Source organism: Actinomyces ruminicola (assembly GCF_900103885.1).
Taxonomy (GTDB): Bacteria; Actinomycetota; Actinomycetes; order Actinomycetales; family Actinomycetaceae; genus Actinomyces; species Actinomyces ruminicola.
The window spans coordinates 22,517-35,609 of record NZ_FNIM01000021.1 but is presented as its reverse complement, the minus strand read 5'-3'; the positions used below and the strand labels follow the sequence as shown (position 1 = coordinate 35,609).

Here is a 13,093-nt window from a genome sequence, read left to right as displayed (position 1 = left end):
GATAGCCGACGGACTCCTACGCGGCCTGGTGGAGCCAGGCTCAAGAGCCGCGGCCTCGCCCTCGGTACGAGCGCGGGCGCGGATCGCATAGAAGGTCTTACGGGAGATGGACTGCTCGGCGCAGAAGGTGGTCACCGCCCCGCGCGGGGCGTCATCCGGCCACCGGACGATCGCCAGACGCACACGCGGATCAACACGACGGTTCGTTGAGCTCATGCCCCAATCCGACCCGAAGTGTCACCACCAAACACCCCAGAACTGTCACCGATGTCCTGAGGCAGAACTGTCACCGATGTCCTGAGACATAACATGCGCTCTCAGACGGTCCAAATGGACACACGCGGTCCAAATAGAGCAAGGCGGTCCAAGTGGTGCATGCAGAGGCGGATGGCGAGCCGGCATAAGTATCTGGGGGCGCGGCCCTGACGCATCATGTCCCCGTTTTGGCCCGGGCAGGCTGTGATGCCACCTCAGGCGCTCCCCGTTGTGCAGACATCAGGGTCTCACTGCTTCCGGCACCCCAGAACTCATGAGATCCGATCGTCCCAGAAGCCATGAGGCAACACACGTCAGCTCAGGGGCGTCCTCGGCGTCGGAGCCGCGTGTCGGACTCGAACCGACGACCTGCTGTTTACAAGACAGCTGCTCTACCAACTGAGCTAACGCGGCGCGTGGGCGAGCTTACCCGACGCTTCGCTGCTGCGCCGACGTCTACTTGGTCGCGGCAGCGTTCTGAATGTAGTCGGTGATCCCGCTCTCCGTGGCGATCGCCTGAAGCTCGAGCCGCTCGCTGTCCAGGCACACCGTCGGCGTCCCCGAGACCCCACCCTTCGAGAAGGTCTTCCGGTTGAGCTCGAGCCAGGCGGAGTAGGTGTTGTCCGAGATCGCGGTGGCGATCTGCTGCACCACGGCGTCGCTGACGCCCGCCTCGGTTGCGGCCTGCGCAACCGATTCCGCGTTCAGCGCCGAGGAGTCCTGGGCCGCGTAAATCTGGCCGAATCGCGACAGCGCGGCCTTGTGGAAGGCGAGCGCCGAGGCGGGCTCCTGGTCCAGAACCACGCCCATGGCGTTGCCCACCATGTTGCTCCAGGAGCCCTCGTCGGTCTGCTCCAGGAACCGTGCCGGGTGCAGCACGAGGTTAATGGTGCCGTCGCCGAGCAGGGTCTCAATCTCCGCATTGTGCAGCTCTTCGAAGCTGACGCAGAAGTGGCAGGTGTAGTCGAAGTAGATGTGGAGGTTCCGGGCGCCGTCGGTGATGCTGCCCGGCTCGAGGTTCGACCCGAAGACGATGGAGCCGTCGGCGCGGACGGTCGCCGGCAGGCCGTCCGCAGACGCCTCGGCTGCGATCGGCCCGCCCAGAGCCGGGGAGCTGTCGGTCTTGTCGCGCCCGGTGACCACCAGCGCCGTCGCCGCCCCGACGACGGCGAGGCCACCGACGCCCAGCAGGCTGCGGCGAGTTATCCGCGCACGACGCTCCCGGCGCTCCTGCTCCTCACGCAGCGCCCGCGCCTTGGCGCGGGCCGCCTCCCGACGCTCGGCCTTGGTCGGACGGGGCTGGTTCGAGGCCACAAGCAACTCCTCAACTCGGATTCGGTGCCGCCGTGAGTAGCACGGCGCCATGCACCTTATGCATTCTGCCTGGGAACGGGCGGAAAGGCACGGCCCGCGGCTGCGGCCTGCCTCACGCCGCCGACGACCCGGCCGCCGCCGTATCTACCGATCTCGGCGCGTGACTTCTACCGATCTCGGCGCGTTAGATGGTGAAGGGGTACACGTATCCCACGGGAAGCGTGCTCGTGGCGAACAGGACCACGATGACCGCCGCAACGAGCACGAAGACGACGCAAGCGATACGCCGCTTCAAGGGACTGCGCAGAGCCAGTCCAATCAGGCGGGCGCCACCACGGCGGGCGGGCCCTCCCCAGGGCACGAGCCACGTCACCAGCATGCACGCACTCGCCACCAGCACCAGGCACAGGCCCAACCGGTGGTAATCGGACCAAGAGGCCATCACGCTCGCGGTGGCGTCCGCGCCGAATCCCAGCGCTTGACCGGAGAAGTAGAACACCATCAGGCCGACCGCGCCCCCCACCACGCAGGCGGCGCCGCTGGCGATCAGCGATCGCAGCAGGTACCAGGGCATGGAGGCCCACATGCGGGAGTTATCGGCGGCGGAGGCATAGCCCGCGCGCAGGCGCCGCCAACGGCGCGCGTCGTCGGCGCGGCCGACGGTTCCGGCAACCGCAACCAGCAGCGAGAAGCCGATGGCCAGCAAGCCTGGAATCGGCAGCGCCACCGCCACCAGCATCAGGAAGAAGAGGGCGGCGACGGTGCGATGCCGCCGGGGTTCCAGCGCCCATTCGGGCACCGCCGCGGGATTGGGTGCAGGCGCCGGCAAGGGATTGGAGGCGGGAACCGCGACGGACGTCGACACGGGCCGGCCCTGCTGCGCATAGCCGGCGGCGGGCTGCGCGGGCGCGGGTCCCGTCTGCGCGGGTGTCGGCGACACCGACCGGACGGGCGCCGCACCGCTGCCGGGCACGAACGACGGCGGATGCGCCGCCGCGTTCCACCCGGACACGGCGCCGGAGGGTGACACGGAGGACGGCATCGCTCCGGAGGCGGTAGCGCCGGTGGAGGCCGACCGGGCGCCGTCGGCCTGCGGGGAGGGCGTCGTAAGGAAGCCGTAAGCCCCGGAGGACGACGACGCAGGCCTCACCAACCCGTACCCGGGATTGGGCACCGGGCCGGATCCCGGGCTCCCGGCGCTGGACGCGGAGGAGTACACGGAACCGTAGGTGCCGGTGCTGGTGTCGGCCTCGTCCGCCTCGGCGTCCGCCTCCGACTCCGTATCCGGCAGTACCTGGGCCAGGGCGTCCTGCCCGGTGCCGCCGTCGGCGATCTCGTCCAGGACGCGCAGCAGGTCGGGCACGGATAGGCGGTCGGCGGCGTCGGGGGCCAGGGCCGCGGTAAAGGCGCGGGCGAGCGCGGGCTGGGTCTCCTCCAGGTCGCCGAGCTCCGGGGTGCCGGCGTACACACGGCGGAATACCGCCTGCCAGGGGCCGGAGCCGAAGGGTGAGCGGCCGGTGATGGCGAACAGGATGACGCCGGCCAGGGCGTACCAGTCGACGCCGGGGCTGGGCTCGCCGCCGTCGAGCATCTCGGGCGGGATGAAGCCGGGGGTGCCGGTGACCTGGCCGGTCTGGGTCAGGCGGACGTCGTCGGCCACCTGGGCGATGCCGAAGTCGATCAGGACCGGGCCCTGCGCACCGAGCATCACGTTGGAGGGCTTGAGGTCGCGATGGATGACGCCCGCGGCGTGCACGGCGGCGAGCGCGTCGACCAGTCCGTGCGCGAGGTCGGACAGGTCGCGGACGTCGGTGTCGAGGCGGTAGACGCCCTCATGGTCGACCTCGGCCTGGAGGGTTGGGCCGTCCACGAGTTCCGTGATGACGAAGGTGAGCCCGACGCCGTCCGCACCGTCGCCGGTCTCGATGTCGAGGATGCGGGCCACGCGGGAGTCCTTGACCCGGGCGAGCACAGAGGCCTCGCGGTCCAGGCGACGGCGGGCCGTCGGGTCCGCCGCGATCTGCGGGTGGAGGATCTTCATGGCGACGTGCCGTCCGTCGCCGTCGATGGCCTCCCAGACCACCCCCATGCCACCCGCGCCCAGACGGCGCACGAGCCGGTAGCCGCCGACGTCGGCGCCCGCACGCAGCCCGGCCAGGGAGGCGGGCGTGGCGCTGTCGGGGCTCTGCGTCATGGCGCCACAGTACCGGGAGGCACCCGGGCCGCCGCCGACGTGAGCGGGTTCACAGGCGTTTCAGCGATTTCCGATCCCCTTCGGGCTACCTGCACCGCACTGTCGTATGACAAAGTTAGACCTGCCGGGGCGAACCGCCCCGGTACGTGTCAATGCGGACACGCATCGGCACCTTTCACCACGGATCGTCCGGCACGTACCTGCCGGTGAAGGGATACCTTTATGGCAACCGTCACTTTTGATCACGCCACCCGCATCTACCCGGGGAACGACACCCCGTCGGTGGACAGCCTGAACCTTGAGATCGCCGACGGCGAGTTCCTGGTTCTCGTCGGCCCCTCGGGCTGCGGAAAGTCGACCTCCCTGCGCATGCTCGCAGGCCTCGAGGACGTCAACTCCGGCCGCATCCTCATCGGCGACCGCGACGTGACCGACGTCCAGCCCAAGGACCGCGACATCGCCATGGTCTTCCAGAACTACGCGCTGTACCCGCACATGTCGGTGCACGACAACATGGGCTTCGCCCTCAAGATCGCCGGCACTCCCAAGGACGAGATCGACCGGCGCGTCAAGGAGGCCGCCAAGATCCTCGGCCTGACCGAGTACCTGGACCGCAAGCCCAAGGCCCTGTCCGGTGGTCAGCGTCAGCGTGTGGCCATGGGCCGCGCCATTGTGCGCAAGCCGAAGGTCTTCCTCATGGACGAGCCGCTGTCCAACCTGGACGCCAAGCTGCGCGTGCAGACGCGTACGCAGATCGCGTCCCTGCAGCGCTCGCTGGGCGTCACCACCGTCTACGTCACCCACGACCAGACCGAGGCCCTGACCATGGGTGACCGCATCGCGGTCCTCAAGGACGGCGTGCTCCAGCAGGTCGGCACCCCGCGCGAGATGTACGACAAGCCCGCCAACGACTTCGTCGCCGGGTTCATCGGCTCCCCCGCCATGAACCTGGGTCGCTTCACGGTCGACGGCGACATCGCCTCCATCGGTGCCGCCCGCGTCCAGCTGTCCCGGGCCACGCTCGACGCCATGGTCCCGGAGGACAACAACAAGATCATCATCGGTTTCCGCCCCGAGTCCCTCGAGGTGGTCTCCGCGGAGGACAACCACTCCATCCCGGTGCGCCTGTCCTTCGTCGAGGAGCTGGGAAGCGACGCCTACATCTACGGCGAGCTGGTCGGCGCCGAGGGCTCCGAGGACAAGCTCGGCTCCGGCGAGGACTCCAGCCAGATCATCGTCCGCGTTCCTCCGCGCACCGCGCCGGAGCCCGGTGAGACGGTGCACGTGCGCATCAAGCCGGGCGAGGAGCACATCTTCTCCGCCTCCACCGGCAAGCGCCTGCCCGCCTGAGTCGACCTGGTCTACTAGGGCGCGCAAAACGGCCTGAGCCACCCGCACTGGCCTTCTGGCTGGGCCCCGCTCCTCGCGCGGAGGAGCGGGGCCCAGCCGTAGGTCGACGGTGCGTGCCCAAACCGCATGTATCGTTCGCCGTGAACCAATGACCCAAGGCGAGGGGTCTCGCCTGCAACAACCCGGCGCCGTCGAGGAGCGATCCACGGCGGACCTGAGAGAATGCATCCATGCCCCAGTCCATGCAGATCACCGCGGCCACGATTGACCCGGCGCTGCTCGATCTCCCGTGGGAGATGCCGCTGGAGGAGTGGCCGGCCGAGGTGCTCGCCGCCCTTCCTCGGGGGCTGTCGCGCCACGTCGTGCGCTTCGTCAATCTCTCCGAGCGGGTGATCGCCGTCAAGGAGATCGGCGAGTCCGTCGCCTACCGGGAGTACGAGCTGCTGCGCAACCTGATCCGCCTGGGCGCCCCCTGCGTGACGCCGACGGCGGTCATCACCGGCCGCAAGGGCTTGGGAGGCTCCACCCTGAACTCGGTGCTGGTCACCGAGCACCTGTCCTACTCACTGCCCTACCGGGCGCTGTTCAGCCAGTACATGCGCCCCGAGACCGCCACCCGGCTCATCGACGCCCTCGCCGTGCTGCTGGTGCGGCTGCACCTGCTGGGCTTCTACTGGGGGGACGTCTCCCTGTCCAACACCCTCTTCCGCCGGGATGCGGGCGCCTTCGCCGCCTACCTGGTGGACGCCGAGACGGGCGAGCTCTATCCCGACGGCCTGACCGAGGGCAAGCGGCTGTACGACATCGACGTCGCCCGCACGAACATCATCGGCGAGCTCATGGACCTGCAGGCAGGCGCCCTGCTGGAGCCGAGCGTGGACACCATTGAGGTGGGTGACCGGATCGTCAGCCGCTACACGGAGCTGTGGGACGTGCTGACCGCCGAGGAGACCTTCGACCTGGGCGAGCGGTGGCGGGTGCGCTCCCGCATCGAGAAGCTGAACGAGTTGGGCTTCGACGTCGGCGAGCTGACCATGAAGACCGAGGCGGACGGCTCGGGAACGCGCATGATCATCCAGCCGAAGGTGGTCGACGCCGGCCACTACCACCGCCAGATCATGCGGCTGACCGGCCTGGATGTGCAGGAGCGGCAGGGGCAGCGCATGCTCAACGACCTGCAGACCTTCCGCACCGTCACCGGCCGTAAGGACGAGCCGGTCGAGCAGGTGGCGCACATCTGGCTGACCGAGGTGTTCGAGCCCACGCTCGCCGCCGTCCCCATGGAGCTGCGCCGCAAGCTGGAGCCGGCGGAGATCTTCCACGAGGTGCTGGAGCACCGCTGGTACATGTCCGAGCAGCGCCAGCACGACGTGAGCACCGAGGAGGCCGTGGCCGACTACGTCAGCACGGTGCTGCCGCAGCACTGGGACGAGCAGTCCTACCTGTCGCTGGGCGACACCCAGGAGATGGAGGCGATCTTCTCCGACGACGAGGAGCCGGTGCCCGAGGACGACGCGGACTTCGCCGCCCTCGACGAGGCCACGGCCAGCGCCTTCGAGCTCAACCCCATGGGCTTCACCGCCGGCATGAAGTTCAAGGGCGAGTAGGGACGATCAGGGGCGGGACGTCGCTCAAGAGTGTTGACGCGAGGGACCTGCGATCATGGCATGGCTTGAAACACAGCCCATGCGCCGCTTCGAGGTGGCGGCGGCGCCGCGGGACGCGGTGCGCTTCGTCATAGACCACCTGGCACCGCAGGGCTTCTCCCTGGAGCCTTGGGACCTGGACTCAGTACTGGCCGAACGGGGACCGTGGACCGGTGTGGTCCTGAGCGAAGGCAGCGAGGCCACCACTTTCTTGGCTGATTACCTTACCGAGGTATTTCCGTTCGTACTTGTTCTCCCTTGGATACGCCGCCAGCACGGACGCCTGCGCCTGGCAGTGCTGGCTCGCCCAGTTGACGGCCGCACGGCAGCCAGCGAACTCATCTGCTGGCACTTCTCCCTCAATTCTGGAACCTTCTGGAGCCGCCCAGAGTACTTCGCCATTGATGTTATGGAGGGACTGACGGAGCCCCTGCGCGCGGCGGGCCTACTGCTCGCCGGCCCGGCAAAACCTTCCAGCTGGAAGACTTGGAAGACCCTGCCCACCGATCACCCGCTGCATCCCAAGCAGTGGCGAGCCATCAGCAAGGAGGCACGGCGCCGCGGCCGTCGACACCAAGGCCGGACGCGACCGTCCTGAGCGGCTTCGGCAAGCAGACCGCCCTTCGCGGCCGGGTGTGCCACCACGCCGCCGATGCGAGCGGGGAACCCTGGATGTCCTCCGGCGGGGCGTCCAGGAGCTTCCAGGATGTACGGGATGGACTCCATAAGACGGCCGTGATGTCGAATCACGACCTTGGGGTACGTTCCACGACCCCGGGGTGGTCGTGATTTGTACCCCAAGGTCGTGGAATGCACCCGATTAAGCCCCAAGCGCAGGCGCGTGTGGAGGGCCTGAGGAAACGAAGCACGCGGAGTTGTCCAAATCCGGGACAAACGACCGTTGCGCACCGATGGGCGTTTCGGAGATCGTTGGAATCACGCGGATCTTGGGAGCAGGCTCGGGCGCACTGGCGGCGTTTGTCCCGAATCTGGACACGCGACCTATAGCGCCCGCGCCAGGTGCGCCGCCACGCCGCCGATGAAGGCGTCGCCGAGGCCAATCGTCGTCGGGGAGGCGGTGCTCACCGCGAAGCCGGGGGCGATCATTACCCCCGCCTCGGCGGGCTCGGGGGCGGCGGCCAGGCGCGCCCCGGCCTCATCCCGCGGTGCTCGGCCGACTGCCGCATACTCCGCGGCCCCGTAGCGGTCCCCGTGCAGGAAGCGGGTGGAGGCCATGAGGCAGCCGGCCGCGGCGGCATCGCGGAACAGCTCGGCGCGCTCCCCGATCACCGCCGCGTAGCGGCTGGTGTGCACCATCACCGCTGGAGCCCCAAGCCGCCGGTGCAGCTCCACCATCATGGCGGTTACCTGCGCCGCATCCTCCAGGTCGACGGCGCGGCCGAGGTACTGCTGCGCCTCGTCCTCGTTCAGGGAGTGCAGATCCACCAGGCGTGGGATCACCTCCAGGACCACCTCGCGCATGGCGTCGTCGTGGAAGCCCGCATCCTCATACACGACGACGGCGCCGGGCGGCACCGCGGCCAGCGCGGCCTCCAGCTCGGCCAGTCGCGCCCGCAGCTCGGCGGCCGACTTCATGGTGTTGAAGCCGGAGATCAGGACCGCCTGGGCCGAGGCCAGCACCCGGGGCAGCTCCGGGCTCAGCCGCAGGCGCTCGTTGGGCGCGTCGTTGACTGCGATCACCCGGTTGGGACGCCGGGCGGTCACCTCCCCGTCGACCAGGCGCACCGCAGCCCCCGCCGGATACTGGACGATCACGTGCGGGTCAAGCGAATCCGCCTCGGCGCTGCACACCCACTCGACGGCGGGCGGCAGGAGGCGGCGGACGTCGTCGTTGATAGAGACCAGGTGCACCGTCGAGGCGACGCCGATCCGCTCCATGGCCAACGCCGCGCGAACGCAGGTGCCACCCAGGGTGACCTCGTAGGCGAAGCGGCCGGCGAAGGCAAGCAGCGCCCGCTTATCGGCCACGTAGCACTCGCATCCCCGGGACTGCCGCATGGACCGCAGCACCGTCAGTACGATCTCCCGCTCGCCATCGGCGCGCGAACACGGAGAGTCCTCGAGCTCGGCCAGGCGTATGCCATGGGCGTCCACGAGTTCCTGGAACGCCTGCGCGTCCCACTGCAGCTCGTAGTCGACGGTCCCGCCGAGCCCGAGGACGATCCGCTCCGTCATCTCACTCCCCCTTCTCAATCCTGGCGACGCCCAGGGCGTCGAGAACCGTCAGAACAGCTCCGCCTTGCCGGCGGACTCGAACAGGTCGATCTTCTGCGCCGCACAGTCCCGCAGCGCCTCCTCGCAAGGCGGCTCGATCACATTCGGCTCGCGCAGGTGGACGTCCTGAAGCACCTGGCGCATCTTGACGAAGTAGGCGGCCTTGATGTCGGAGGAGATGTTGATCTTGTTGATGCCGCCGCGCACGGCCCCGGCGATCTCGGTGTCGGAGTTGTTCGACCCGCCGTGCAGCACCAGGGGGATGCCCAGGCGAGACTTGATCTCCCCCAGCAGATCCAGGCGCAGCGCGGGCTTGACCGCGGAGGGGTACAGGCCGTGGCGGGTGCCGATGGCGATGGCGAGGGAGTCCGCGCCGGTGGCCTCAATGAACCGGGCGGCGTCATCGGGGTCGGTGTAAAGGATCTCCTCCGTGCCGGTCTCCCCGTACTTGTCGGACACGCCGATGGTGCCCAGCTCGGCCTCCACGGACAGGCCGACGGCGTGGGCCGCGTGGACCACGCGCGCCGTCTCGGCCACGTTCTCCTCGAAGGGCGCGAAGGACTTGTCGATCATCACCGAGGTGAAGCCCGCCTGAATCGCCAGCAGCACCTGTTCATAGCTGGCGCCGTGATCGAGGTGGATCGCCGTCGGCACCGAGGACTCGTGGGCGATCCGGATGATGGAGGCGAGCATCGCCGGGCGGATGTGGCGCAGCTCGTCGGGGTGGATGGCGATGATGTGCGGGGAGCGCTTGTCCTCGCAGACGTCCACCACCGCGCGCAGCATCGAGTACGAGGAGATGTTGAACGCCGGCACCGCGAAGTGATGCGCGTTGGCGACGTTGAGAATGTCACTGCCTGTAACCAGCATTTGAATCGAACCTTTCTGTGGGGTGCGTCAAGCTCAGTTCTTGACGGATCCAGCGGTCATCCCTCCGATGAAGTAGCGCTGGAAGAAAATGAAGAGGAGAACTACGGGAATCGAGCCGAGTACGGACATTGCCATCATCTCGTTCCACTCGTAGGAGTGCTGCCCCATGAGCAGCTGGATACCGATCGGAACCGTGCGCATGTCATTCGTGCGCGTGAGGGTCAGTGCGAACAGGTACTCGTTCCAGGCGATCATGAAGGTGTAGATGCCCACCGACACGATCCCGGGGATGGAGATCGGGACGAGCACCCTCCACAGCGCCCCGAAGGAGCTGGTGCCATCCACCTTCGCGGCCTCGTCGAGCTCCCGGGGGAGGGTGTTGAAGTACCCGGTGAGCATGATGATGGCGTAGGGAAGGGTGAACACCATGTAGGTCAGAATCAGACCCTGGTAGGTGTTGTACAGCTTCAGCGTCACCATGAGCCCGAAGAAGGGGATCAGCAGGGTGATCGGCGGCACCGCCTGCACGGAGATCACCAGCACGTTCAAGATCCGCTTCCCCGGGAACTCGAACCGGCTGAAGGCGTAGGCGGCCAGGATCGCCACCGTCAGCGTCAACGCGGTCACCGACAGCGCCACGAAGTAGCTGTTGACGAAGAAGCGGATCTTCTCCGGGTCGTGGACGATGGAGACGTACGCGGCGAAGGAGGAGCCCTCCTCAATGATTCGCGGCGGGGTGGCGAAGATCTTCGCATTCGGCTTGAAGGATGACACCAGCATCCAGAAGATCGGCAGCGCCGCGAAGCCCGCCCCCATCAGGAGGCCCGCCCAGACGCCCGCCTTGGTCGCCAGGCGACGCCGCTGCTTGGTAGTCAGAGTGCTCATGGCGCTACTCCCTCGCCTGCTGGCTGCGCACGTAGAAGAACGCAAGGATCATGGACAGGATCAGCACGATCACCGCGCTGGCTGACGCGCTCGAGAAGTCGTACTCGGAGAAGGCCAGCTTGTAGGTGAAGGTGGACAGCATCTCCGTCCGGTTGAGGGGGCCGCCACCAGTGGTCATCCAGATGAGGGCGAACTGCTGCGAGGTCCAGATGACGTCGAGCAGCGCCATGGAGATGATGATCGGCCGCAGCTGCGGCAGAGTGATCGACCAGAACCGCCGAATCGCACCGGCGCCGTCAACCTCGGCCGCCTCATACAGGTCCTTCGGGATGCCCTGCAGGCCGGCGAGGATCGAGATCATGAAGAACGGGTACCCGGCCCAGATGTTGATGAAGGTGACCGCGGCCAGAGCGATGTCCGGATCGGCGAGCCACTCGTGCTGTCCGGAGACCACGCCCAGGGCGGACAGGATCGCGTTGACCACCCCGTTGGGGTTGAGCAGCAGCCGCCACAGGATGGCGATGATCGCCACGGTCAGCAGCCACGGCAGTACGAACAGCGTGCGGAAGACGGTCCTGGTGACGGCGGAGACCGCCTCGGAGTTCAGCAGCATGGCGAAGCCGAGCCCTATCAGCATGTGCGCGACGACGCTGACGGCCACGAACCAGAAGGTGTTGGCCAGCGCCGTGCGGAACGCACCGCTGGTGAGGATCTCGATGTAGTTCGCCATCCCCACGAAGTGAGACTCCCCGGCGGTGATGACGGCGTCCATCAGCGAGTACCCGATCACCATGACGATGGGGACGACCATCAGCACGATGAGCAGTATCAGAGTGGGAGACAGATACGCGTAGGGCACCAGGGAGCCGGCCAGACGCCGCCAGTAAGGCGGCGTCTGCGCCGGTTGCGCCCGAGACGCGCCGACGGCATCGGTGGAGCGCATCGCCCGGCCTCAGAACTCCGCGTCCCACGCCTTTTGGGCGTTGGCGAGCATGGTGTCGACGTCGATGTCGCCGCTGAGGTAGGTCTGGAACTGCTCGTCGAACTTGCGCATGAGCGTCTCGGAGACCGGCAGTCCGGTGAACTCGTTGGCGGGCGTGCCCGAACTCCAGATGTCGAAGGCCTGCTTGAACAGCTCGTCTTTCTCCACGTAGTCCGGTGTGGCCGTGCCGTTGCCCGGGAAGGCCTTGGCGTCGTCGGCGAGCACGGCGTTGATGTCTGCGGACATCAGGAACTCGACCAGCTTCCAGGCCTGCTCCGGGTGCTCGGTGGTGCCGGAGACGCCGATGCCCCAGGAGGCGTACGGCATGCCGCGGTCGCCGGTGTAGCCGCTCACCGCCGGCAGGGCGGAGATGCCGAACTCCAGGTCCGGGTTGCCCTCACGGATGGTGTTCACGTGTGCGAGGGAGTCGATCATCATGCCGACGCGCGCGTTGGTGAAGTCCTCGACCTTGTCCTGCTCCTTCATGGTGAAGGCGCCCGGGGAGACGACGCCCGCGTCCCACAGGCCCTTGATGAACTCGCAGGCGCTCTTGACGTCCGCGTTGCCCTGCAGGTTCGGTCTGCCGTCCTCGGTGAGCATCGAGCCGCCGGAGGCCCAGACCCATGACATGACATCGTTCTGGATCCCGTTGGGAGCCTCCAACGACAGCGGCAGCGCCCAACCGGAGATGTCCCCGCCCGTGGCCGCGACGGCCTTCGCCGCGGCCACGAACTCCTCGCGCGTGGAGGGGATTTCCGAGACTCCGGCCTGCTTCAGCAGATCCATGTTGGCGAACATGGGGTAGACGAAGTTGACCACGGGGATCATGTAGGTCGCGCCGTCGATCTGGATCTGGCTGGCGAGCTCAGCGTCGTCGTATCCCTGCTCGGCCATGAGGGCGGTGAGGTCGGCGATCGCCCCCTGCTGGGCGAAGTCACTCACCCAGGCGCCGTCCAGGCCGACGACGTCCGGCATGGTGTGCGCCGCGGCCCCGGCGACCAGCTGCTCCTTGGTCGAGGCATAGGGCCCGGAGAGGAGCTCGACCTTGATCCCGGGATTGGCCTGCTCGAACTGGTCCATCAACGCCCGCAGCGCCCCGTCGGGGAGCTCGGGCTCCCACCACTGCGTGAACTCCAGCGTCACCTCCCCGCCGTCGCCCGCGCCGCCGGAACCACCACTGCACCCGGCCAGGCCGGCCGCCGCCAGTGCGGTCATGACGGCCGCCATCTGTCCGAATTCACGCCTACGCATCAGCATTGTTACTCCATCATCATTGACATGAGTTGCGACATCATGCGGGTTTCCGCTGTTTCCTGATGTCCGAGACAGAGACTAGTGCGACTTCTTGCGACTGTCTGCACT

General features: G+C 67.6%; 10 protein-coding genes, 1 tRNA gene and 1 pseudogene. 3 read left to right on the top strand and 9 right to left on the bottom strand.

What is annotated here, in order from left to right; translation table 11 throughout:
• The 4 genes and pseudogenes from BLR49_RS13165 to BLR49_RS11985 form a co-directional block, all read right to left on the bottom strand.
• Positions 1 to 216, bottom strand: a pseudogene (locus BLR49_RS13165) (IS481-like element ISAar28 family transposase); the annotation flags it as partial.
• A 380-nt stretch (positions 217 to 596) separates the two neighbouring features.
• Positions 597 to 669, bottom strand: a tRNA-Thr gene (locus BLR49_RS11995).
• Positions 670 to 711: 42 nt separating this feature from the next.
• The gene (locus BLR49_RS11990) at positions 712 to 1,569 is read right to left on the bottom strand and encodes a DsbA family protein (protein WP_245690697.1); all 858 of its coding nucleotides are present in this window, start codon (positions 1,567 to 1,569) and stop codon (positions 712 to 714) included.
• A gap of 184 nt (positions 1,570 to 1,753) precedes the next feature.
• Complete coding sequence (locus BLR49_RS11985; RefSeq protein ID WP_092537934.1) at positions 1,754 to 3,763, bottom strand: serine/threonine-protein kinase; 2,010 nt, start codon at positions 3,761 to 3,763, stop codon at positions 1,754 to 1,756.
• 222 nt (positions 3,764 to 3,985) lie between these two features.
• Between BLR49_RS11985 and BLR49_RS11980 the strand changes: the two genes are divergently transcribed.
• The 3 genes from BLR49_RS11980 (at position 3,986) to BLR49_RS13160 (ending at position 7,357) form a co-directional block, all read left to right on the top strand.
• The gene (locus tag BLR49_RS11980) at positions 3,986 to 5,113 is read left to right on the top strand and encodes an ABC transporter ATP-binding protein (RefSeq protein WP_092537932.1); all 1,128 of its coding nucleotides are present in this window, start codon (positions 3,986 to 3,988) and stop codon (positions 5,111 to 5,113) included.
• 230 nt (positions 5,114 to 5,343) lie between these two features.
• The gene (locus BLR49_RS11975) at positions 5,344 to 6,720 is read left to right on the top strand and encodes a DUF4032 domain-containing protein (RefSeq protein WP_092537930.1); all 1,377 of its coding nucleotides are present in this window, start codon (positions 5,344 to 5,346) and stop codon (positions 6,718 to 6,720) included.
• 79 nt (positions 6,721 to 6,799) lie between these two features.
• A complete protein-coding gene (locus BLR49_RS13160) occupies positions 6,800 to 7,357 on the top strand; it encodes a hypothetical protein (protein ID WP_176765873.1) in 558 nt (185 codons plus the stop codon).
• A gap of 404 nt (positions 7,358 to 7,761) precedes the next feature.
• On the opposite strand, the gene BLR49_RS11970 is transcribed toward BLR49_RS13160, so the two are convergent.
• The 5 genes from BLR49_RS11970 to BLR49_RS11950 are packed head-to-tail and all read right to left on the bottom strand — an operon-like array spanning position 7,762 to position 12,982.
• Positions 7,762 to 8,955 (bottom strand): ADP-dependent glucokinase/phosphofructokinase, encoded by a 1,194-nt coding sequence (locus BLR49_RS11970; protein ID WP_092537928.1) that lies wholly within the window; start codon positions 8,953 to 8,955, stop codon positions 7,762 to 7,764.
• 48 nt (positions 8,956 to 9,003) lie between these two features.
• Positions 9,004 to 9,864, bottom strand: a complete 861-nt coding sequence (locus BLR49_RS11965) for a ketose-bisphosphate aldolase (RefSeq protein WP_086615051.1) — start codon at positions 9,862 to 9,864, stop codon at positions 9,004 to 9,006.
• A gap of 33 nt (positions 9,865 to 9,897) precedes the next feature.
• Positions 9,898 to 10,749 carry a carbohydrate ABC transporter permease gene (locus BLR49_RS11960; RefSeq protein ID WP_176760756.1) on the bottom strand — a complete coding sequence of 284 codons (852 nt, stop codon included), beginning with the start codon at positions 10,747 to 10,749 and terminating at the stop codon, positions 9,898 to 9,900.
• A 4-nt stretch (positions 10,750 to 10,753) separates the two neighbouring features.
• Positions 10,754 to 11,692, bottom strand: a complete 939-nt coding sequence (locus tag BLR49_RS11955) for a carbohydrate ABC transporter permease (RefSeq protein ID WP_092537926.1) — start codon at positions 11,690 to 11,692, stop codon at positions 10,754 to 10,756.
• Positions 11,693 to 11,701: 9 nt separating this feature from the next.
• Entirely contained in the window at positions 11,702 to 12,982 is a 1,281-nt protein-coding gene (locus BLR49_RS11950) for an ABC transporter substrate-binding protein (RefSeq protein ID WP_245690695.1), read from the bottom strand.
• Between the last annotated feature and the right edge of the window lie 111 nt (positions 12,983 to 13,093).

Coding starts and splice junctions, on each gene's coding strand:
- BLR49_RS11985 (WP_092537934.1), bottom strand. CDS start 3,763: ATGACGCAGAGCCCCGACAGCGCCACGCCCGCCTCCCTGGCCGGGCTG.
- BLR49_RS11980 (WP_092537932.1), top strand. CDS start 3,986: ATGGCAACCGTCACTTTTGATCACGCCACCCGCATCTACCCGGGGAAC.
- BLR49_RS11975 (WP_092537930.1), top strand. CDS start 5,344: ATGCCCCAGTCCATGCAGATCACCGCGGCCACGATTGACCCGGCGCTG.
- BLR49_RS13160 (WP_176765873.1), top strand. CDS start 6,800: ATGCGCCGCTTCGAGGTGGCGGCGGCGCCGCGGGACGCGGTGCGCTTC.
- BLR49_RS11970 (WP_092537928.1), bottom strand. CDS start 8,955: ATGACGGAGCGGATCGTCCTCGGGCTCGGCGGGACCGTCGACTACGAG.
- BLR49_RS11965 (WP_086615051.1), bottom strand. CDS start 9,864: ATGCTGGTTACAGGCAGTGACATTCTCAACGTCGCCAACGCGCATCAC.
- BLR49_RS11960 (WP_176760756.1), bottom strand. CDS start 10,749: ATGAGCACTCTGACTACCAAGCAGCGGCGTCGCCTGGCGACCAAGGCG.
- BLR49_RS11955 (WP_092537926.1), bottom strand. CDS start 11,692: ATGCGCTCCACCGATGCCGTCGGCGCGTCTCGGGCGCAACCGGCGCAG.
- BLR49_RS11950 (WP_245690695.1), bottom strand. CDS start 12,982: ATGCGTAGGCGTGAATTCGGACAGATGGCGGCCGTCATGACCGCACTG.